This window comes from Streptomyces violascens, from assembly GCF_014649955.1.
Classification (GTDB): domain Bacteria; phylum Actinomycetota; class Actinomycetes; order Streptomycetales; family Streptomycetaceae; genus Streptomyces; species Streptomyces violascens.
Window position 1 is genome coordinate 459,068 of sequence record NZ_BMUA01000002.1, and the last position, 19,467, is coordinate 478,534.

General features: G+C 71.8%; 23 protein-coding genes. 15 read left to right on the forward strand and 8 right to left on the reverse strand.

Going from position 1 to position 19,467, the window contains the following annotated elements; translation table 11 throughout:
- The first annotated feature begins 95 nt into the window (after positions 1–95).
- The 6 genes from IE206_RS07180 (at position 96) to IE206_RS07205 (ending at position 4,259) form a co-directional block, all read left to right on the forward strand.
- Positions 96–314, forward strand: coding sequence for a hypothetical protein (locus IE206_RS07180; protein ID WP_189961157.1), 219 nt, complete (start codon positions 96–98; stop codon positions 312–314).
- Between the two features lie 8 nt (positions 315–322).
- Positions 323–1,420: a hypothetical protein gene (locus IE206_RS07185; RefSeq protein WP_189961158.1), complete on the forward strand. Its 1,098-nt coding sequence runs from the start codon at positions 323–325 to the stop codon at positions 1,418–1,420.
- A 241-nt stretch (positions 1,421–1,661) separates the two neighbouring features.
- Entirely contained in the window at positions 1,662–2,381 is a 720-nt protein-coding gene (locus tag IE206_RS07190) for a vWA domain-containing protein (RefSeq protein WP_189961159.1), read from the forward strand.
- Positions 2,378–2,941, forward strand: a complete 564-nt coding sequence (locus IE206_RS07195) for a HutD/Ves family protein (RefSeq protein ID WP_226598767.1) — start codon at positions 2,378–2,380, stop codon at positions 2,939–2,941. The genes IE206_RS07190 and IE206_RS07195 overlap by 4 nt, the downstream gene beginning before the upstream one ends.
- Positions 2,942–2,955: 14 nt before the next feature.
- Positions 2,956–3,480 carry a pyridoxamine 5'-phosphate oxidase family protein gene (locus IE206_RS07200; protein ID WP_189961161.1) on the forward strand — a complete coding sequence of 175 codons (525 nt, stop codon included), beginning with the start codon at positions 2,956–2,958 and terminating at the stop codon, positions 3,478–3,480.
- A 59-nt stretch (positions 3,481–3,539) separates the two neighbouring features.
- Positions 3,540–4,259, forward strand: a complete 720-nt coding sequence (locus IE206_RS07205; RefSeq protein ID WP_189961162.1) for an SDR family oxidoreductase — start codon at positions 3,540–3,542, stop codon at positions 4,257–4,259.
- Positions 4,260–4,304: 45 nt separating this feature from the next.
- Here IE206_RS07205 and IE206_RS07210 read toward each other — a convergent pair whose 3' ends face one another.
- Both IE206_RS07210 and IE206_RS07215 read right to left on the reverse strand, forming a co-directional pair.
- Positions 4,305–5,285, reverse strand: coding sequence for an acyl-CoA dehydrogenase family protein (locus IE206_RS07210; protein WP_189961163.1), 981 nt, complete (start codon positions 5,283–5,285; stop codon positions 4,305–4,307).
- Positions 5,282–6,451 carry an acyl-CoA dehydrogenase family protein gene (locus tag IE206_RS07215; RefSeq protein WP_189961164.1) on the reverse strand — a complete coding sequence of 390 codons (1,170 nt, stop codon included), beginning with the start codon at positions 6,449–6,451 and terminating at the stop codon, positions 5,282–5,284. Before IE206_RS07215 ends, IE206_RS07210 begins: the two co-directional genes overlap by 4 nt.
- A gap of 54 nt (positions 6,452–6,505) precedes the next feature.
- Between IE206_RS07215 and IE206_RS07220 the strand changes: the two genes are divergently transcribed.
- The 5 genes from IE206_RS07220 (at position 6,506) to IE206_RS07240 (ending at position 11,369) form a co-directional block, all read left to right on the forward strand.
- Positions 6,506–7,294 carry an SDR family oxidoreductase gene (locus IE206_RS07220; RefSeq protein WP_189961165.1) on the forward strand — a complete coding sequence of 263 codons (789 nt, stop codon included), beginning with the start codon at positions 6,506–6,508 and terminating at the stop codon, positions 7,292–7,294.
- 18 nt (positions 7,295–7,312) lie between these two features.
- Positions 7,313–7,927, forward strand: coding sequence for a TetR/AcrR family transcriptional regulator (locus IE206_RS07225; RefSeq protein ID WP_189961166.1), 615 nt, complete (start codon positions 7,313–7,315; stop codon positions 7,925–7,927).
- A gap of 26 nt (positions 7,928–7,953) precedes the next feature.
- Complete coding sequence (locus IE206_RS07230) at positions 7,954–9,111, forward strand: acetyl-CoA C-acetyltransferase (RefSeq protein WP_189961167.1); 1,158 nt, start codon at positions 7,954–7,956, stop codon at positions 9,109–9,111.
- A 274-nt stretch (positions 9,112–9,385) separates the two neighbouring features.
- Positions 9,386–9,589 carry a cold-shock protein gene (locus IE206_RS07235; protein WP_053727847.1) on the forward strand — a complete coding sequence of 68 codons (204 nt, stop codon included), beginning with the start codon at positions 9,386–9,388 and terminating at the stop codon, positions 9,587–9,589.
- 121 nt (positions 9,590–9,710) lie between these two features.
- Entirely contained in the window at positions 9,711–11,369 is a 1,659-nt protein-coding gene (locus tag IE206_RS07240) for a DEAD/DEAH box helicase (RefSeq protein WP_444545504.1), read from the forward strand.
- Positions 11,370–11,736: 367 nt separating this feature from the next.
- Here IE206_RS07240 and IE206_RS07245 read toward each other — a convergent pair whose 3' ends face one another.
- Positions 11,737–12,093, reverse strand: coding sequence for a MerR family transcriptional regulator (locus IE206_RS07245; RefSeq protein WP_189961169.1), 357 nt, complete (start codon positions 12,091–12,093; stop codon positions 11,737–11,739).
- A gap of 136 nt (positions 12,094–12,229) precedes the next feature.
- Here IE206_RS07245 and IE206_RS07250 point away from each other — a divergent pair, with 136 nt between their 5' ends.
- Positions 12,230–12,694 (forward strand): hypothetical protein, encoded by a 465-nt coding sequence (locus IE206_RS07250; RefSeq protein WP_189961170.1) that lies wholly within the window; start codon positions 12,230–12,232, stop codon positions 12,692–12,694.
- A gap of 1 nt (position 12,695) precedes the next feature.
- Here IE206_RS07250 and IE206_RS07255 read toward each other — a convergent pair whose 3' ends face one another.
- The 5 genes from IE206_RS07255 to IE206_RS07275 are packed head-to-tail and all read right to left on the reverse strand — an operon-like array spanning position 12,696 to position 17,091.
- Positions 12,696–13,634 carry a tyrosine-protein phosphatase gene (locus IE206_RS07255; protein WP_308433910.1) on the reverse strand — a complete coding sequence of 313 codons (939 nt, stop codon included), beginning with the start codon at positions 13,632–13,634 and terminating at the stop codon, positions 12,696–12,698.
- 31 nt (positions 13,635–13,665) lie between these two features.
- Entirely contained in the window at positions 13,666–14,718 is a 1,053-nt protein-coding gene (locus IE206_RS07260; protein WP_189961415.1) for an NAD(P)H-dependent flavin oxidoreductase, read from the reverse strand.
- 11 nt (positions 14,719–14,729) lie between these two features.
- Positions 14,730–15,476, reverse strand: a complete 747-nt coding sequence (locus IE206_RS07265; protein ID WP_189961171.1) for a CoA-transferase subunit beta — start codon at positions 15,474–15,476, stop codon at positions 14,730–14,732.
- Complete coding sequence (locus IE206_RS07270; RefSeq protein ID WP_189961172.1) at positions 15,473–16,315, reverse strand: CoA transferase subunit A; 843 nt, start codon at positions 16,313–16,315, stop codon at positions 15,473–15,475. Before IE206_RS07270 ends, IE206_RS07265 begins: the two co-directional genes overlap by 4 nt.
- A complete protein-coding gene (locus IE206_RS07275) occupies positions 16,312–17,091 on the reverse strand; it encodes an enoyl-CoA hydratase family protein (RefSeq protein ID WP_189961173.1) in 780 nt (259 codons plus the stop codon). The genes IE206_RS07270 and IE206_RS07275 overlap by 4 nt, the downstream gene beginning before the upstream one ends.
- Positions 17,092–17,159: 68 nt before the next feature.
- On the opposite strand from IE206_RS07275, the gene IE206_RS07280 reads away from it, so the two are divergent.
- The 3 genes from IE206_RS07280 to IE206_RS07290 all read left to right on the forward strand — a co-directional run bounded on the left by IE206_RS07280 (position 17,160) and on the right by IE206_RS07290 (position 19,453).
- Complete coding sequence (locus tag IE206_RS07280) at positions 17,160–17,936, forward strand: SDR family oxidoreductase (protein ID WP_189961174.1); 777 nt, start codon at positions 17,160–17,162, stop codon at positions 17,934–17,936.
- Positions 17,933–18,886, forward strand: a complete 954-nt coding sequence (locus tag IE206_RS07285; RefSeq protein WP_189961175.1) for an SDR family oxidoreductase — start codon at positions 17,933–17,935, stop codon at positions 18,884–18,886. Before IE206_RS07280 ends, IE206_RS07285 begins: the two co-directional genes overlap by 4 nt.
- A gap of 144 nt (positions 18,887–19,030) precedes the next feature.
- Entirely contained in the window at positions 19,031–19,453 is a 423-nt protein-coding gene (locus IE206_RS07290) for a guanyl-specific ribonuclease (RefSeq protein WP_189961176.1), read from the forward strand.
- The last annotated feature ends 14 nt before the right edge of the window (positions 19,454–19,467 follow it).

A 19,467-nucleotide genomic window follows, 5' to 3' on the forward strand; every position in this document is an offset into this window, starting at 1 on the left:
GGCGTGTTCGGGCCGCGGCCCGCGCCACGTATTGACTATTAGTCAATTGCGCTCCACTCTCGGGACGAGCCGCCGTCCGTCACCGGGAGGTCCTTGTGGACAACGAAGCGCTGTCGCAGTTGAGTACGGAGCTGGGGGCGCCGCCTCCGGACTTGCTGGCCGAGCTGACGCCTGATCAACTCTCGTTCCTTGCAGGCGCGTTGGGCAAGGAACGCGAAAGCCGGGCGGCCGGTCTCGGCGAAGCCGCCGAAGAGGCCCTGAAGCTGGTGCCCGCCCTGGCCCGCGGCCCCGTGCGCCGCATCCTCTTCAAGTGAGGGCGGCCATGGACAAGCTCCGCAACCGCGCGGAGACCGAGAAGATCGCGGCCCTGCTGGACGAGCGCCCCGAGCACCTGGCCTTCCTGGCGGCCCTGCCCGCCGAGGACCTGCGCAAGCTCCGCGAACAGGCGGTGGCCGCGCTGTTCGACGGGGCGCCCGACATGCTGGACCGCATAGCGAAGGCGACCAAACTCGTCCCGGCCGGGGTGGCCGCGGCCATCTCGCAAAAAGCACTCGGCCCACGCCTGGCCGCCGCCGTCGCGGGCCGCCTCGAACCGGCCCGGGCCGCCGACATCATCGAGAAACTCCCCGTGGCGTTCACCGCCGCGTCCTGCGCCCACCTGGACCCCCGCCGCATCGCGGGCATAGTGGACCGCCTGGACGAGAACCTGCTCGTACGGATCTCGGTCGCCCTCGCCGAACGAGGCGACCACCTCACGATGGGCCGCTTCGTGGGCCACCTGCGCGACTCGGCGCTGACCCGGATCCTGCCGCAGGTGGACGACGCGGTGGTGCTGCGCACGGGATTCGCGGTGGACCAGCCACAACGCCTCGGCACGATCGTCGAGTTGATGGGGGAGGAGCGCCTGGCCCAGGTGATCGCCTCCGCCGCCGACGGCCTGTGGCCTCAGGCCCTGGCGGTGGCGGGCATGGTGACGGGGGAGCAGCGCGCCCGGATCGCCACCCTGGCCGCGCGCCAGCCCCGAGCCCGCCTGGACACGCTGGTACGCACGGTGGCCACCCAGAACCTGTGGGAGTCGCTGCTCCCCCTGGTGGCCCTGCTGCCCGAGGAGGACCGCCGGTCGGTGGCAGTACTCCCCTCCCTGAGGGACCCGTCGGTCCTGGCCGGAGTGGTCCCGGCGGTAGTGGCCACGGCCCTGTGGGCAGAGTTCCTCCCGCTGGTGGAACTGCTGCCCGAGGAATCCCGCAAGGTGGTGGCAGACGCGGCAGGATCCCTCGCGGACGAGGACCTGGACGCCCTGGCAAGAGAGGTCGACAAACAAGACCTGTGGGATCTGGTGCTGCCGCTGGTGGAGCTGATGGAGGACGAGGCGAAGGAGCGAATCTTCGCCCTGCCCTCCTTCCAGGACCAGACTCCGTAGGACTCGGAGCGGGCGGCCGAACCCCCTAAGGGGCGCGGGGCTGTGCCATGGTGCGGCTCCGCCGCGCGGGCGAGACCGGCCACGGATGACCCGCAGACGAAATCCGCACCCCCAGGCGAGCGCCCCGGCGCCGGGCGCCAGAAGTGCCCCCGGCCGGCCGGGGCTGCCCGGGGCAAGCCGGACCCACCCCGCATCGCGTAACCTCGGCACTCCCGACCCCGTCGGAACGGAGACGAGGCGCATGCCCGCACTGTCCCTCCGAAACGTGGAGGAGGCCGCGCCCGCGCTCGTCTCCCTCTACAAGAGCGCCGCCGTGTCCCTGGAGAAGCACGGGCTCCACGACGAGACCGCCGCCGTCTACCTCGTCGTCGACTACTCCGGCTCGATGCGCCGGTACTTCAGGAACGGCAGCGTGCAGGCGCTCGCCGACCGGGTGTTGGGCCTCTCCGCGCACCTCGACGACGACGGCCGGGTGCCGGTGGTGTTCTTCTCCACCGGCATCGACGCCGAGACCGAGATCGCCCTGGAGAACCACCACGGGCGCATCGAGCGCATCGTGGCCAACCTCGGCCACATGGGCCGGACCAACTACCACGTGGCGATGGACGCGGTCATCGACCACTACCTGGAGAGCGGCGCGGACGCCCCCGCGCTCGTCGTCTTTCAGACGGACGGCGGCCCCAGCAGCCGCCTCGCGGCCGAGCGGTACGTCTGCAAGGCGGCGACGCTGCCGATGTTCTGGCAGTTCATCGGCTTCGGCAATCCGCGCAGCCACCAGTTCGACTTCCTGCGCAGACTCGACGAACTGGCCGTCCCCCAATACCGCTGCGTCGACAACGCCGGGTTCTTCGCCGCCGGGACCGATCCGCGCAGAGTGAGCGACGCCCAGCTCTACGACCGGCTGCTGGGCGAGTTCCCGCAGTGGCTGCGCGCCGCCCGGGCGGAAGGGATCGTACGGTGAGGACGCTGCGGGCCGCCGCCAGGCGAGCCGTGCCGTGGAAGAACGGCGGCGGGGTGACCCGGGGCATCGCCGCCCACCCCGAAGGCGCGGGGACGGCCGACTTCGAGTGGCGGGTCAGTCTCGCGGAGGTCGGCGCGGACGGCCCGTTCTCCGGATTCCCCGGCGTGGACCGGATCCTCACCGTCGTCGAGGGCGCCGGAATGGACCTCACGGTGGGCGGTCGACGCCGCCTGGTGGACGAGCGGTTCGTGCCGCAGCACTTCCCGGGCGACGCCCCCACCGACTGCCGCCTCCTGGCCGGCCCCGTCGTCAACTTCAACGTGATGTTCCGCAGGGGCCGCCCCGCCCCGGCGGTCGCCGTCGTGCGGGGCGCACTCACCGTCGCCGGGCCCGCCCTGATCGTCGCCCTCGACGCCCCCGCCCAGGTCGACGGCGTACGCCTCGGTCCGTACGACGCGGTGCTCACCGCAGAGGGCGCCGCGGCGCTACGGGCCGAGGGGCACGCGGCCGTAGTCACCCTGCCGCCCCGGCAATCCGGACAGGAGGTGTCGGGTATCTGAGGTTTCCTGGGGTCATGGCAACCAAGGAGACAGGAACCACGACGGTCGGCTGGGCGGAGTTCCACCAGGCCGAGGCGCAGTTCGCCGGGCTCGTCGAGGCCCGGTTCAAGAAGTACAAGCACCATGTCCTGGCCACCCTGCGCAAGGACGGCTCGCCCCGGGTGACCGGCCTGGAGGTGGACATCCGGGACGGCGAGCTGTGGCTCGGCATGATGCCGAACTCGATGAAGGCCCTCGACCTGCGCCGCGACCCGCGCTTCGCGGTGCAGGCCAACCCGGGCCCCGACGCCGAGATGGCCGACGGCGACGTACGGATCAGCGGCCGCGCGGTGGAGGTCACCGACCCCGCCGTCAAGGCGGCCTACGCCGCGCAGGTCGAGCCGCCCGAGCCGTTCCATCTCTTCCGCGGAGAGCTGGCCGAGGTCGTGTACACGGGCTTGGAGAACGACGAACTGGTCGTACGGGCCTGGCGACCCGGCACCGCCCTGCGCACGCTGCGACGCGGCAACAGCGAGGAGAGCCTGCGCGAAGACGCCTGAGGAACAGGCCGCTACAGTCGCCCTGGGCATGCGGCGGGTTCGAGAATCCAGGGGAGTTCATGAAGCGCGAGCACAACAACGGCGCGGTCACCCTCGTCACCGGCGGGGCCAGCGGCATCGGCGCCGCGACCGTCCGGCGGCTCCTGGACGGCGGACACCGGGTCGCCGTCACCGGCCGCGACCAGGCGAAGCTCGACGCCTTCGCGGATGAACTCGGCGTGGGGGAGCGGGTGTTGGCGGTCGCCGCCGACACCACCGACCTCGCGTCGATCGGTGCCGCCGTCGAGGCGACCGTCAAGAACTTCGGGCGGCTCGACCACGTCGTCGCCAACGCCGGGTTCTCCACGCACGACAACCTCGCCAACGGCGACCCCGAGCACTGGCGCGAGATGCTCATGGTCAATGTGCTCGGCCCGGCCGTCCTGGTGAAGGCCGCGCTGCCCGCGCTCAGCGAGAGCGGCGGCCGGATCGTGATGGTGGGCAGCACGGCGGGGATCAAGAACACCCCGGGCAACATGTACTCGGTGACCAAGGGCGCGCTGACCTCGCTCGCCGAGAACACCCGCGTCCTGGTCACCGGCTCGGGCATCGGCGTGACGCTGGTCGCGCCGGGCCGCGTGGACAGCCCGTTCTGGGAGAGCCACTCGACGGGCGTGGTCCCGGACGGCCCCGCGATGACCCCGGACAACGTGGCCGAAGCGATCGTTTGGGCGCTGGCCCAGCCGGCCGGGGTGGAGGTGAACCAGGTAGTGGTCCGCCCCACGGGCCAGCTCCACTGAGCCGCCGGGCCCGGTGGCTGAGCCTCCGGTGCCCGAGCACCCCGCTCAGCCGCCCAACACTGCCGCGCGACACTCCGAAGGCGAACCCCACGCGTCCCTCAGCGGACGCGCCTTGCGCAGCCACAGCGACAGGTCGAGCTCCTGGGTGTAGCCGACCGCGCCGTGCAGTTGCAGCGCGGTGCGGGCGGCGGCGTACGCGGCCTCGCCCGCCGTCACCTTCGCCGCGGCCACATCCCCGGGCGCGAGCGACAGCGCCGCCCCGTACAGCAGCGGCCGCGCGAACTCCACCGCGACCAGCGTGTCCGCGAGCCGGTGCTTGACCGCCTGGAATGACCCGATGGGCGCCCCGAACTGGGTGCGCTGCTTGACGTACGCCACGGTCCGGGCCAGCAGCGCCTCCGCGATCCCGAGGCACTGGCCTGCCGCAGCGAGCCGAGCCCAGACCGTGGCGTACGCGACGGCGTTCTCCAACTGGGGCCCGGTCGCCAGGAGTTCACCGCCGGGCAGCGGGCGGGAAAGGCGCCGGGCCGGGTCGGCCGAGGGCTGGACGGGGCCGTGGCCCGGCGCGAGCCGCACCTCATGGCCGACCGCCGCGAGCACCACGTCCGCCGCGTCCGCGTCGAGCGCGTACGGGCTCGCGCCCGGGAACAGCACGCTCGCCGCGCACGCGCCCGACACGATCCCGGGCAGCAGGCGCTTGGCCGGCCCCTCCTCGCCCAGCTCCGCGAGCCGGGCGAGCAAAACCGATGCGGCGACCGTCTCCACCAACGGGCCAGGCACCGCATGCCGCCCCAGCTCCACGCAGGCGACGGCCAGTTCGACGGGCAGCGGCCCGACGCCCTCGTACGCCTCGGGTGCGGCGAGTGCGAACACCCCGGCCCCGGCGAGCCGGGACCACAGGGCGCGGCCGGGCCCGGAGTCCCCCGCGCCCCAGGCCCGTGCCGCCGAGGGTGTGTCGGCGGCGGTCAGCATCGTGTCCAGGGAGTGGGCGAAGTCGCGCTGTTCCGGGGTGAGCAGGAACCTCATCGGCGGCCCTTCGGCAGGCCGAACAGGCGCTCGGCGATGATGTCGCGCTGGATCTCGTTCGTCCCCGCGTAGATCGGGCCGGCCAGCGAGAAGACATGACCCTCGGCCCAACTGCCGTATGCGGGCGCCTCGTCGGCGTCGTCGGACAGTTCGCCGTACGGGCCGAGCAGGTCGAGTGCGGTCTCGTGCAGGGCGATGTCGTACTCCGACCAGAACACCTTGTTCAGGCTCGACTCGGCGCCGACGGTCTCGCCCGCCGCGAAGCGGGAGGCGCCCGCGCAGGTGAAGAGCTGATAGGCGCGCGCCCCGATCAGCGCGTCCGCGACCCGGTCGCGCAGCGCCGTGTCCGCCGGGTCTCCCGCCGCGCGCCACAGCTCCACGAGCCGCGCGGCCGAGGCGAGGAAGCGGCCGGGGGAGCGCAGCATCAGGCCGCGCTCGTTGCCGGTCGCCGACATGGCGATCCGCCAGCCCGCGCCCACCTCGCCGATGACGTCCTCGTCGGGCACGAAGACACCGTCGAGGAACAACTCGGCGAAGGCCGGCTTGCCGTCGAGGCGGCCGATGGGGCGGACCGTCACACCGGGCGCCCGCAGGTCGAACATCAGGTAGGTGAGGCCCTGGTGGGGCCTGTCCGCGTCCGGGTCCGTACGGAAGATGCCGAAGGCGCGGTCGGCGAACGCGGCCCGGGACGACCAGGTCTTCTGCCCCGAGAGCAGCCAACCTCCGGGCGTGCGCACCGCTTTGGACCTCAGGGACGCGAGGTCCGAGCCGGCCTCCGGCTCGGACCAGGCCTGCGCCCAGATCGTCGCGCCGCTCGCCATGTCCGGCAGGAACCGCGCGCGCTGCTCGGGCGTCGCGTGGTCGAACAGGGTGGGTGCGAGCAGGTTGATGCCGTTCTGCGTGACGCGTCCGGGGCCGCCCGCCGCGAAGTACTCCTCCTCGAAGATCAGCCACTTGAAGATGTCGACGCCCCGGCCCCCGTACTCCTCGGGCCACGACACCACCGACCAGCGGTCCGCGGAAAGGCGCGCCTCCCACTCCCGGTGCGCGGCGAAACCCGCCTCTGTCTCCAGCGAGGGGAGCGGCACGGCCGGGACGTGGGCGGCGAGCCAGTCGCGCGCCTCGGCCCGGAAGGCCTCCTGGTCGGGCGTGGGGTCCAGGTCCATGGGTACGGCACACCATCCTTCCCTAACAAGTGTTTGGTAGGTTAACGTGGCGCCGTGACGGACAACAAGGCTCAGTACGTGCCGGGCCACGGCCTCCTCGACGGCCGCACCGCCGTCGTCACGGCCGCGGCCGGCGCCGGGATCGGCGGCGCCACCGCCCGCAGGCTCCTCGAAGAGGGCGCCCGCATCGTCATCGGCGACGCCCACGCCCGCCGCCTGGGGGAGACCGAGCAGGCGCTCGCCACCGAGTTCGGCGCCGGAAACGTCGCCTCCCTTCCCTGCGACGTGACCGACGAACAACAGGTCGCCGCACTATTCGCGCTGGCCGCCCGCGAACACGGCGGACTCGACATCGTCGTCAACAACGCAGGGCTCGGCGGCACTTGCTCGCTCGTCGACATGAGCGACGAAGCGTGGTCGAAGGTCCTCGACGTCACCCTGAACGGCACCTTCCGCTGTACGAGGGCGGCCCTGCGCGCCTTCGAGCAGTCCGGGCGAGGAGGCGTGATCGTCAACAACGCCTCCGTCGTCGGCTGGCGCGCCCAGGCCGGGCAGGCCCACTACGCCGCCGCCAAGGCGGGCGTCATGGCGCTCACCCGGTGCGCGGCGATCGAGGCCGCCGAGTTCGGCGTGCGGGTCAACGCGGTCGCGCCCAGCCTCGCCATGCACCCGCACCTGGCGAAGGTCACCTCCGCCGAACTCCTCGAAGAGCTCACCGCCCGCGAGGCGTTCGGGCGCTACGCGGAGCCCTGGGAGGTCGCCAACGTCATCGTGTTCCTGGCCAGCGGCTACTCCTCGTACCTGACGGGCGAGGTCGTCTCCGTCAGCAGCCAGCACGCCTAGGGGCAGCACAATGGTCGGGTGCCAACGAACAAGAAGAAGACGCAGGTGACCGCCTCGCCCGAGCGGCGGCGCGAACTCCTCGCCACGGCGGCCGAGGTGTTCGCCGCCCACGGGTACAACGCCACCACCGTCCGGAAGATCGCCGACGAGGCGGGCCTGCTCGCGGGCAGCCTCTACTACCACTTCGACTCCAAGGAGTCGATGCTCGACGAGATCCTCTCGACGTTCCTGGACGAGCTCTGGGAGGGGTACGACGCCGTGCTCGCCGCCGGGCTCGGCCCGCGGGAGACCATCGAGGCGCTGGTCACCGAGTCCTTCCGGGAGATCGACCGGCACCGCGCCGCCGTCGCGATCTACCAGAAGGAGTCCAAGCACCTGGTCGCGCTGCCCCGCTTCCAGTACCTGGCCGACTCGCAGCAGAAGTTCGAGAAGGCATGGCTCGGAACCCTCGAGCGCGGGGTCGCCGCGCACGCCTTCCGCGCCGACCTGGACATCCGTCTCACCTATCGCTTCGTGCGCGACACGGTGTGGGTGGCCGCGTCCTGGTACCGCCCCGGCGGCGGCCACAGCCCGGAGGAGATCGCCCGCCAGTACCTCTCGATGGTCCTGGACGGAATCGCCGTACGTACGTAACTCGCTTACCGGATTGGGGAGTTGGCATGTCCGAGGCCTATGTCGTCGAAGCGGTACGCACCCCGGTGGGCCGGCGCGGGGGAGGGCTCTCGGCAGTCCACCCCGCGGACCTCGGCGCCCACGTCCTGAAGGCGCTGGTCGAGCGCAGCGGCGTCGACCCGGCCGCCGTCGAGGACGTCGTCTTCGGCTGCCTGGACACGGTGGGCCCGCAGGCGGGCGACATCGCCCGTACGTCCTGGCTGGCGGCGGGCCTGCCGGAAGAGGTCCCCGGCGTCACCGTCGACCGCCAGTGCGGCTCGTCCCAGCAGGCCATCCACTTCGCCGCGCAGGGCGTGCTCTCGGGCACCCAGGGCCTGGTGGTCGCGGGCGGCACCCAGAACATGTCGATGATCCCGATCGCCTTCGCCTCCCGCCGGGCCGCCGAACCCCTCGGCCTGACCGACGGCCCCTACCTCGGCAGCGAGGGCTGGCGGGCCCGCTACGGGGACGCTCCGGTCAACCAGTTCCACGGCGCACAGCTGATCGCCGAGAAGTGGGGGATCTCGCGCCGCGACATGGAGGAGTTCGCGCTGAGCTCGCACCGGCGGGCCGTCCGCGCCATCGACGAGGGCCGCTTCGAGCGCGAGACCGTCGCGTACGGAGAGGTGACGGCGGACGAGGGGCCGCGCAGGGACACCACCCTGGAGAAGATGGCGAGCCTCAAGCCGGTCATGGACGGCGGCACCATCACCGCGGCCTGCTCCTCCCAGGTCTCCGACGGCGCGGCCGCCCTCCTCATCGCCTCCGAGCACGCCGTCGCCGAGCACGGGCTGACCCCGCGCGCCCGCATCCACCACCTCTCGGTGCGCGGCGAGGACCCCGTCCGCATGCTGTCCGCCCCGATCCCGGCCACCGCGTACGCACTGAAGAAGACCGGCATGACGATCGACGACTTCGACCTGGTCGAGATCAACGAAGCCTTCGCGCCGGTAGTGCTCGCCTGGCTGAAGGAGACCGGCGCCGACCCGGCCCGGGTCAACGTCAACGGCGGTGCGATCGCGCTCGGCCACCCGCTCGGCGCGACCGGCGTCAAGCTGATGACGACGCTCCTTCACGAGCTGGAGCGCACCGGGGGCCGCTACGGCCTCCAGACGATGTGCGAGGGCGGAGGCCAGGCCAACGTGACGATCATCGAGCGGCTGTAGGCGCGGGGGAGCCGCTCGAGAAGGGGGGATGCCGCCGACGGCATCCCCCCTTCCCGGCGAGTTGGTGACGTGCCACACGGACGCGCCGCACGGCGGCGTGCTATCGTGGTGGCTGTTGCAGTTTTGGTACCCATATACTTTATGTGCGCCTGACGGGAATGATCCTCAGGCGCATTATTTGTTTCCGGGGTTTCTCCGGATGGGCTCAATGCGGCGACGAGGAATCCGTAAATCCGCGGATTTCCGGAACTGCCCCTGTCTTAGGAGAAATGACATGGCTACTGGCACCGTGAAGTGGTTCAACTCGGAAAAGGGCTTCGGCTTCATCGAGCAGGACGGCGGCGGCCCCGACGTCTTCGCCCACTACTCCAACATCGCCTCCTCCGGCTTCCGTGAGCTCCTCGAGGGCCAGAAGGTCTCCTTCGAGGTCACCCAGGGCCAGAAGGGCCTGCAGGCGGAGAACATTCTCCCCGCCTAATCGCCGACGAGGCGTATTTTGCAGCCGCGTTTCAGCGGCTCGCGAATTTCGCAGCCGGGGCCCGCACCCTCAGGTGCGGGTCCCGGCTTGTGCTGTCTTGTCCCAGGAAGGCAAATTCCGTATGACGCGCATGACCAGCAAGCGCTCCGGTGCCGGTTCCGGTGCCGGTACCGGCTCCCGTTCCGGTTCCGGTTCCAGTTCCGGTGCCCGCAGGGGTTCCGGCCGGCCCGCCGCCAAGTCCTCGAAGCCCGCCAAGGGCAGGACCATGGCGCCGCAGGGCGAATTCAAGCTGCCGGAGACCCTCACCCCCGCGCTGCCCGCCGTCGAGGCCTTCGCCGACCTGGACATGCCCGCGGCGCTGCTCAAGACGCTCGACGCGCAGGGCGTGACCGAGCCGTTCCCGATCCAGGGCGCCACCCTGCCGAACTCGCTCGCGGGCCGCGACATCCTCGGCCGCGGCCGCACCGGCTCCGGCAAGACCCTCGCCTTCGGCCTCGCCCTGCTCGCCCGCACCGTGGGCCGGCGCGCCGAGCCCAAGGCGCCGCTCGCCCTCGTCCTCGTACCGACGCGTGAGCTCGCGCAGCAGGTCACCGACGCGCTCACGCCGTACGCGACGGCCGTCAACCTGCGCCTCACCACCGTCGTCGGCGGGCTCTCCATCACCAAGCAGGCGGGCTCGCTGCGCCGCGGCGCCGAGGTCATGGTCGCCACTCCGGGCCGGCTCAAGGACCTCATAGAACGAGGCGACTGTTCCCTGGAGAACGTCGCCATCACCGTCCTCGACGAGGCCGACCAGATGGCCGACATGGGCTTCATGCCGCAGGTCACCGCGCTGCTCAAGCAGGTCGAGCCGGACGGCCAGCGGATGCTGTTCTCGGCGACCCTGGACGCCAACATCGACCGCCTGGTCCGGATGTTCCTCACCGACCCGGTGGTGCATTCCGTCGACCCGTCGGCCGGCGCGGTCACCACGATGGAACACCACGTCCTGTACGTGATGGACGAGACCGACAAGAAGGCCGTCACCACGCGGATCGCGGCGCGCGACGGCCGCGTGATCATGTTCCTGGACACCAAGCGATCCGTGGACCGGCTGGTCAAGCGGCTGCTCTCCAGCGGTGTCCGCGCGGCGGGCCTGCACGGCGGCCGCTCGCAGCCGCAGCGCAACCGCACGCTGGACCAGTTCAAGAACGGCCAGGTCACGGCGCTGGTCGCGACGAACGTCGCCGCGCGCGGCATCCACGTCGACGACCTGGACCTCGTGGTGAACGTCGACCCCCCGACGGACCACAAGGACTATCTCCACCGCGGTGGGCGTACCGCCCGGGCGGGCGAGTCGGGCAGCGTCGTCACGCTCGTCCTGCCCGAGGAGAAGCGCGAGATGACCAAGCTCATGTCGTTCGCGGGGATCCGTCCCCGGACGGCGGAGATCAAGTCGAGCTCCGAGGAGCTCGTACGGGTCACGGGGGCGCGGGAGCCGTCCGGGGTGCCGGTGGTCATCGAGGTGCCGGCTCAGCCGGAGCCCAAGCGTGCGGCTTCCGGGCGCAGCCGGGGCCGCCGCGGCGGCCAGGGCTCCCGCGGCGCGGCGCAGCCGTCCGCACCCCGCTCGCAGGGTTCTGCCTCTGCGCGGCAGGGCTCCGGCTCCGCTCGGCAGGGTGCAGGCTCCGGCTCCGCCAGGCAGGGTGCCGCGTCTCGTTCGCAGGGTGGGCGTGCGCAGGGCTCTGGGCAGGGTGCCGCTTCCCGTGGGCAGGGTGGGCGCGGGCGTCGGTCCGGAGCCTGATCTTTTCCCCACCCCGCCCCTTCCCGCTGTGACACTCCGCGGCTCCGCCGCGTGGCCTCCGGGGGTGGATGGGTGAAGCCGGGTTTCCTGGGGCTCCGCCCCAGACCCCGTTCGCGCCCCCTGCCAGGCGCAACCCTGCTGGGGGCGCGGCGAACGGCGCGAGCGACCAAGAACGGTCCGAGGCCGAAGGCGCGGTTAGGGGCGCGGGGAACTGCGCGATCAGCCACGGACGGTCCGAGGCCGATGGAGCTGCCAGGGGCGCGGGGAACTGCGCAAACCACGGCGCCCGCACCCCCGCAGGGGCGCCCCGTACCCACCTCCCCGCGTCGCGGAGACGGCGGGGTCCGGGGCCCAGCCCTGCGGAACTTCACCCCGCCGCCCGCAAAGGGCACCCCGTACCGACCCGCGCCGCGAGCTCGGCGCGCAGCGCCACCAGCTCGCTCACGCGCGCATCAATAACCCCAATCTTCTCCTCGAACAGCGCGGACAGCGCCCCCGCACTGTCCGCCGCGCCCCGCAACTCCTCCCCGGTCCGGGCGATCTCGGCCAGCGAGAACCCCAGCGCCTGGGCGGTGCGCACGTACTGCAGCCACGGCACCGTCTCCCGCGGGAAGTCGCGGTAGCCGTTCGGCAGCCGTCGGCCCATGACGAGGCCGACCTTCTCGTAGAAGCGGATGGCGTCCCTGCTCAGACCCGTCTGCGCGGCCAGCTCCCCGATACGCACGGCTTCCCCCGAACTGCGAATGGCGTACTTCCTGCTGCGGACTTGACCTTGGACAGTACTCCACTGTTTAGCGTCGAGGCGTTCCCGCGGGAGACCGCCCAGTCCGCCCAAGACCGCCAGCAGGAGATCGATCGCCATGGCCTCTTCAACGCCCCCTTCCCTCGCCCCTTCCACCACCCCCTCCCGTCCCGGCTACCTCCGCGCCGTGCGCGCCAGTGCCTGGTACGACCTCCTTGTCACCGCCGGATTCGCCACCCCCTGGACCTACACCCTGGTCCACGACGCGCTGTCGGAGTCCGGGGGCGGGCTCGGGCTCGGTACCCTGCCTGCCCTTGGTCCGATGGAGATGCTCTACGCGAACCTGATGGGCTCGGTCGTCGTTGTCTGGGCGCTGCTGCGGATCGTCCGGCCGCTGGCCGTGCACGGGCTGTTCGACGGGGTCGCGCGTACGCTCTTCGCCTCGTGGCAGGCGTACGCGCTCGCCCACCGCGCACCCCGCTGGCTGTGGCTGTTCCTTGTGGTCGAGGTCTCGTTCGGTGTCGTCGAGCTCGCACCCTGGGCGCGGGCCCGGCGTGTCGGCCTCGCGCACGCCTCCGCCTGAATCAGCTCACCAGCCGGGACCGCAGCGCCGCCAGGTCGCCCAGGCTCAGGCCCAGCCCCTGCGTCAGGTACCCGTACAAGTCGCCGTACTGGGCCGACAGTTGGGCCAGCGCCGCGTTCAGGTAGTCGAGGCGCACCTCCTGCAGCGGGATCAGCAGGTCCGGGTTCTGCATCATGCCCGACTGCTTCAGGCCCGCCCGCAGTGCCGCGTCCGCCGCCGCCCGGAAGCCGTTGGACGCCAGGTAGTCCTGCTGAGCCGTCGCGTCCGGCACCCCGAGCGCGCGCAGCAGTACGTAACTCTCCCAGCCCGTACGATCCTTGCCCGATGTGCAGTGGAAGAGCAGGGGGCCGTGCCCGGCCGCCAGGTCCTTCAGTGTCGCACCGAACTGAGCTCGGCTCGCCGGATCCGAGACGAAGTCCTGGTACACCGTCCGCATGAGGGCCTCCGCCTTGCCGTGGCCCAGCATCGCGTCCTGCTTCGCCGGGTCCTTGGACCCGATCGCGGCCAGCATCTGCGCGTACAGGCCGCTGTCCGAGACCGGGCGCGCGGTCGGGGCGAGCCCGGCGGGGAGGCGGTCGGGGCCGTCGTACTGGAGCTCAAGGGGCACCCGGAAGTCGACCACCTCGCGCAGGCCTAGCCGCGAGAGCGTCGTGACGTCCGCGTCCGTCGCCCTGTTCAGGGCGTCGGCCCGGTAGGCGACTCCGTACCGGACCCGTTTCCCGTCGTACGTCCCGTAGCCGCCCAGGTCACGGACGTTCACCGCGCCCTGCAACACGACCTGGTGGATCGGCGACGCCTCCTGCCGGTGCGCGACGCCGCCGACGGCCACGGCCGGCGCCGCCATCGGCGCGCCCACCGCCAGGATCGCGGCGACCACGGCGGTCGCCGCCCTGGCACGTGTCACCTTGCGGACGGAGCGGTAGTGGTAGTGGTGGTTCACTGGGGGCCAACTCCCATGCAAATAGGGGGATTCACCCTGCCGTCGTCGGCAGGGTGGCGAGCACGTGCGCTGCCTCGGTCATCACGCGGGTGATCAGTTCCTCGCAGCTCGGGAGGTCCTCGATCAGCCCGGCCACCTGGCCCGAGGCCATCACGCCGAGATCGGTGCGGCCCTCGACCATCGACGCCCTCAGCAGCATCGGAGTGTTGGCCGCCAGCAGCGTCTGGCTCCAGGTCAGGTTCTTGCCGTGCTTCATCGCCAGGCCGTCCCTGACCATGTGGGCCCAGGTCAGGCCGGAGATCTTCCGGAAGCCCGCCGCCCGGCGCACCGCCTGCGCCAGCGCCCTGACGCGGCCGGCTCCCTCCAGCGATGCGACGAGTTCCGTACGGAGCATGCGGTGCGGTAGTCCGTCCACGGCCGTCGTCACGGTGATGTCCTTGACCGTGGCTGACAGGTACTTCGCCTTCACCGCGTCCGGGACCGTGGAGTCGGAGGTCAGCAGGAAGCGGGTGCCCATCGCCACGCCCGCCGCGCCATAGGCGAGCGCGGCCACCAGGCCCCGGCCGTCGTGGAAGCCGCCTGCCGCGATCACCGGAATGTCGACCGCGTCCACAACCTGCGGCAGCAGTACGGTAGTTGCCACCTCTCCCGTGTGGCCGCCGCCCTCGCCGCCCTGCACGATCACCGCGTCCGCGCCCCACGCCGCGACCTTCTCGGCATGCCGCCGCGCGCCGATGGAGGGGATCACGACGACGCCCGCGTCCTTCAGCTCGGCGATGAGCTCGCGCGAGGGGGCCAGCGCGAACGACGCCACGCGCACGCCCTCGTCGATGATGATCCGGACCCGCTCGCGGGCGTCGGCGGCATCGGCCCGCAGATTGACCCCGAACGGCTCCTCCGTACGGGACTTGACCTCTCGCACCGCCCGCCCCAACTGCTCGGTCGTCATCGTGGCGGAGGCGAGGATGCCCAGCGCGCCCGCGTTCGCCGTCGCCGAGACCAGGCGCGGGCCCGCGACCCAGCCCATGCCGGTCTGCACGATCGGATGCCGGACGCCGACCAGCTTCGTCAGCGCCGTTTCCAGGCGAGGAGTCGTCACGGCCCGACCTCGCGGTCGCGCAGGCCGTCCGGGTCGATGACCTCGCGGATGAGACGGAGCTCCTCGGGGGTGGGTTCGCGGGTGTGCGCCACCTCGGCGGACATGGTCAGCTCGAACGCCGTCGCCTCTCGCACCTGCTCGACGCTCACCCCCGGGTGCAGCGACACCACCCGCATCGAGTGGTCCGGCGTCGCGAAGTCGAAGACGCCCAGGTCGCTCACCACGCGCGGGATGCGGTGGTAGCGGGTCGCGGACGGGCCCGCTGCCGCCGCGCTGTCGTAGCCGACCCCGCTGATCATGTCGACCTTCGGCACGAAGACCCGGGTCGAGTGCTTCGGCACCCAGTAACTCACCGGATTGTTGAGGGTGTTGACGGGGGCGCCCCGTACGCCGAGGAGCTGGCGGGCGGGCTGCGCCCAGTCGCCGATGCAGGAGATGTTCTGGTTGCCGAACCGGTCGATCTGGCTCGCGCCCATCATCACGTGCCGCCGCCCGCCGGTGACCATCGCGAGGTGCCGGCGGTACGGAAGCCAGCCCTCGGGTTCGCCGTCGAGGCCGACCAGCATGGCCTCGCCGTCGGTGAGCAGCAGGTCGGGTGAGAAGGTGCGCCGGGCGAGCCGGGCGCCGACCGACGGGATGAGGCCCATCGGGCTCGCGAGGACCTCCCCGTTGTCGCGCCAGGCCTCGGCACAGGCGATCACGCAGTACTCGGCGCGGGACACCCGCACGGTGCCGGTCGTCATTTCTGCTCCTCGTGCCAGCTCTGCACCGCCGACTGGTAGGACTTCTCGTCGGGCCCGGACAGGAAGCGCTCCGCGAACTCGGGCCAGGGCGTGGTCGCGTACAGCTTCTGGAACGGCTCGTCGCGGCCGTAGTCGGGCACGCAGGACGTGAAGTGCGCGCCGTTCGGGCTCTCCACGACGCCGGTCACCGCATACCGCTTGACCAGCAAGGACTGCGGCACGGCACCCTTGAAGCCGTCCACGACGCGTTCGCACGAGACGTACGCGCTGTCGGCGGCCTCGCAGAACAGGTCGTCGAAGTACGGGTCCGGGCCCAGGTACTGGCCGTTGCCGAGCCGGTCCGCGCGATTGAGGTGGACGAGCGCCGCGTCCATGCGCAGGGCCGGCATCGCGACGAACCTCTCGCCGTCCTCGTACGGTGAAGCGACCGTACGCAGCGCCGGGTTGACCCGCATCACGTCGGAGCCGATGCCCGCGCGGACCGGCAGGAACGGCAGCCGGTTGGCGGCCGCGTGCAGCCCCCACATGAACATCGCCTCGTCGATCTCCATCAGCTCGAACGCGCCCGCCTGGCGAGCGGCGCGGAACTGCGGCTCCAGCGGGATCGAGTCGAGCGTCGCGAACGGCGCGACCAGTTTGCGGATCCTTCCGGCGGCGGCGAGCAGGCCGACGTCCGGGCCGCCGTACGAGATCACCGTGAGGCCGGTGACGGGGGAGCGGAGCAGGGCGCGCACCAGCGCCATCGGTTTGCGGCGCGAGCCCCAGCCGCCGATGCCGATGGTCATGCCGCTGCGCAGCCGCGCGACGACGTCCTCGGGCGTCATGGTCTTGTCCGTCACTGCGGGGCCTCCTCGGTGGCCGGTGCGCCGGAGGTGTCGGGTGCTCCGAACGTGTCGCGGACGCGGTCGGCGACGCCGCTGAGGTTGGCCTCGAAGGTGAAGCCCTGCTCGAAGCGGTAGCTGCGGCGTACGTCGACGGGGTCGATGCCGTTGATGGCGGCCTTGGCGAGCCGGATCAGGGTGCCGTCCTTGCGGGCGATCTCCCGCGCCAACTCCATTGCCGCGCAGCGGAGTTCATCACGGGGGACCACCTTCCACACCGAGCCGTGGGCGTGCAGTTCCTGGGCCGTCGCCGTGCGCGAGGTGTAGTACAGGGCGCGCATGAGGTGCTGCGGGACCAAGCGGGCGAGGTGGGTGGCGGCGCCGAGTGCGCCCCGGTCCAGTTCGGGCAGCCCGAAGACGGCGTCGTCGCTCGCCACGATCGCGTCCGCGTTGCCGGCCAGGCCGATGCCGCCGCCCAGGCAGAACCCACCGACCGCCGCGACGACCGGCACCTCGCACTCGTACACGGCGGCGAAGGCCTCGTAGCAGCCCCGGTTCGCGCCGATGAGGGCACTGTGGCCGGGGTCGCGCTGCATCTCCTTGATGTCGACCCCGGCGTTGAAGCCGCGGCCCTCGGCGGCGAGCACCACACAGCGGTTCTCGGGGTCGCGGCCTGCCGCGCGGACCGCGTCGGCGAGCTCGTACCAGCCCTTGACGGGAAGGGCGTTGACGGGCGGGAAGTCGACCGTGACGAGGCACATGCCCTTCTCGGGGCTTGAGGTGGAGACACCCATGGGCGGATCAGCTACCTTTCCACCAAACATTTGTTAGGTCAGGTGTTGAGTCAGGAAGGTAGCAGCGGATGGAGCTGGCCGGGAAGGCAGTCGTCGTCACCGGTGGCACCCGGGGCGTGGGCGCGGGCATCGCGAAGGCGTTCCTCGGGGCGGGCGCGGACGTGGTCGTGTGTGCGCGCAGACCGCCGGACGAACCCGTCGAACTCGGCGGCCGCAAGGCCGAGTTCCGCCCCCTCGACCTGCGCGAACCCGACGGCGTACGGGCCTTCTTCGCCTCGGTGGCCGCGGATTACGGGCGCCTCGATGCGCTGGTCAACAACGCGGGCGGCACCCCGTACCGGCTGCTCGACGAGGGCGAGGCCGAGCGCCACGCACGTGTCGTCGACCTGAACCTGACGGCCCCGCTGACCGCGTCGCTCGCCGCCCGGCCGCATCTGAGGGCGGCTCGCGGCTCGGTCGTGATGATCGGCAGCGTGAGCGGGGTGCGGCCGTCGCCGGGTTCGGCCGCGTACGGCGCCGCGAAGGCGGGCCTGGAGAGCCTGGCCCGCTCGATGGCGGTGGAGTGGGCGCCCGAGGTCCGGGTCAACACCCTGGTCCTCGGGATGGTCCGCACGGAACTGAGCGAGCTGCACTACGGCGACGCGGAGGGCGTCGCGCGCGTGGGCGCGACCGTGCCGCTCGGCCGGCTCGCCGAGCCGGAGGAGGTGGGGGAGGCGGCGGTCTTCCTGGCCTCGGCGAAGGCGTCGTACATCAGCGGAGCGTCGCTGCTCGTCCACGGCGGCGGCGAACGCCCGGCGTTCCTGGCCGCGGCAAACGTCAACAAGACCGGAGGGAACGGAAGATGAGCGGTTTGTGCGAGGGGCGGGTCGTGGTCGTGACCGGCGCGGGACGGGGCCTTGGCCGCGCCCATGCGCTGGCGTTCGCCGAGCAGGGGGCGCGGGTCGTGGTCAACGATCTGGGCGTCGGAGTCGACGGGGAGGGTGTTCCCCGAGGTCTCGGCTCCGCTCGACCAGGGGAGACCCCTGTGGCCGGGCCCGCGCAGTCCGTGGTGGACGAGATCCAGGCGGCGGGCGGCGAGGCGGTGGCGCACGGCGGGGACATCGCGACGACCCAGGGCGCGGCCTCGCTGATCGCGACGGCGGTGGACGCGTTCGGGGCGCTGCACACCCTGGTCAACAACGCGGGGTTCCTGCGCGACCGGATGCTGGTCAACCTGGACGAGGACGACTGGGACGCGGTCGTGCGGGTCCATCTGAAGGGCCACTTCCTGCCGCTGAAGTACGCCGCCGCGTACTGGCGGGCCGAGGCGAAGGCGGGCCGCGAGGTCGCGGCAAGGGTGGTCAACACCAGCTCCGGAGCAGGTCTTTTGGGCTCTGTCGGGCAGGGGAACTACAGCGCCGCGAAGGCGGGGATCGTGGGGCTCACCCTGGTCGCGGCGGCGGAGATGGGCCGGTACGGAGTCCAGGTCAACGCGATCGCCCCGGCGGCCCGCACCCGGATGACCGAGGGAACGTTCGCGGAGGCGATGGCGGCGCCGGGGGCGGTCGGGGCGTTCGACGCGATGGCCCCGGAGAACGTCTCACCCCTCGTGGTGTGGCTGGGCTCGGCGGCGAGCGAGGGCGTCACGGGCCGGGTCTTCGAGGCGGAGGCGGGCCGCATCACCGTGATGGAGGGCTGGCGCCCGGGCCCGACGAGCGACAAGGGCGCCCGGTGGACCCCGCGCGAGGCGGGCGAGGCAGCACTGAAACTCCTGGCGGAGGCGGAGACTCCAGGGGTGGTGTACGGGTCGAGGTAGGGGCGCGGAAGCGATCTCAGGTTGCACACGCCTTAACCGCTCGTGGCGCTTGCATTACGCACATGACCGCCTTGGTTAACAGGTAGAAAAATCAACGGAGTTGGCGTTGACGGCCTCCGCTCTACGCGCGTCATCATGGTGCACATGACAATCCCCCCACGTTTCGCAGCCCTTGGCGGCGCCTTCGCGGTAGCCGCCGCCCTCCTCGCCGGCCCGGTCGCCGGCAGCGCCTCGGCCGCCCCCACGGCCACCGCCGTCTCCGCCTCCGTGTCCGTGAAGTCGGTCGGCAACGTCTGTTACTCGGCGCTGCCGTCCCAGGCGCACGACACGATCGGCCTCATCGACCAGGGCGGCCCGTTCCCGTACCCCAGGGACGGCATCGTCTTCGACAACCGCGAGCACGCGCTCCCGAGCCAGAGCAGCGGCTACTACCACGAGTACACCGTGATCACCCCGGGTGCGCCGACGCGCGGCACGCGCCGGATCATCGCGGGTGAGCAGACCCACGAGGACTACTACACCGCCGACCACTACGCCACGTTCAGCCGGGTCGACTTCGGCTGCTGAGCCGGGGGCCGGCC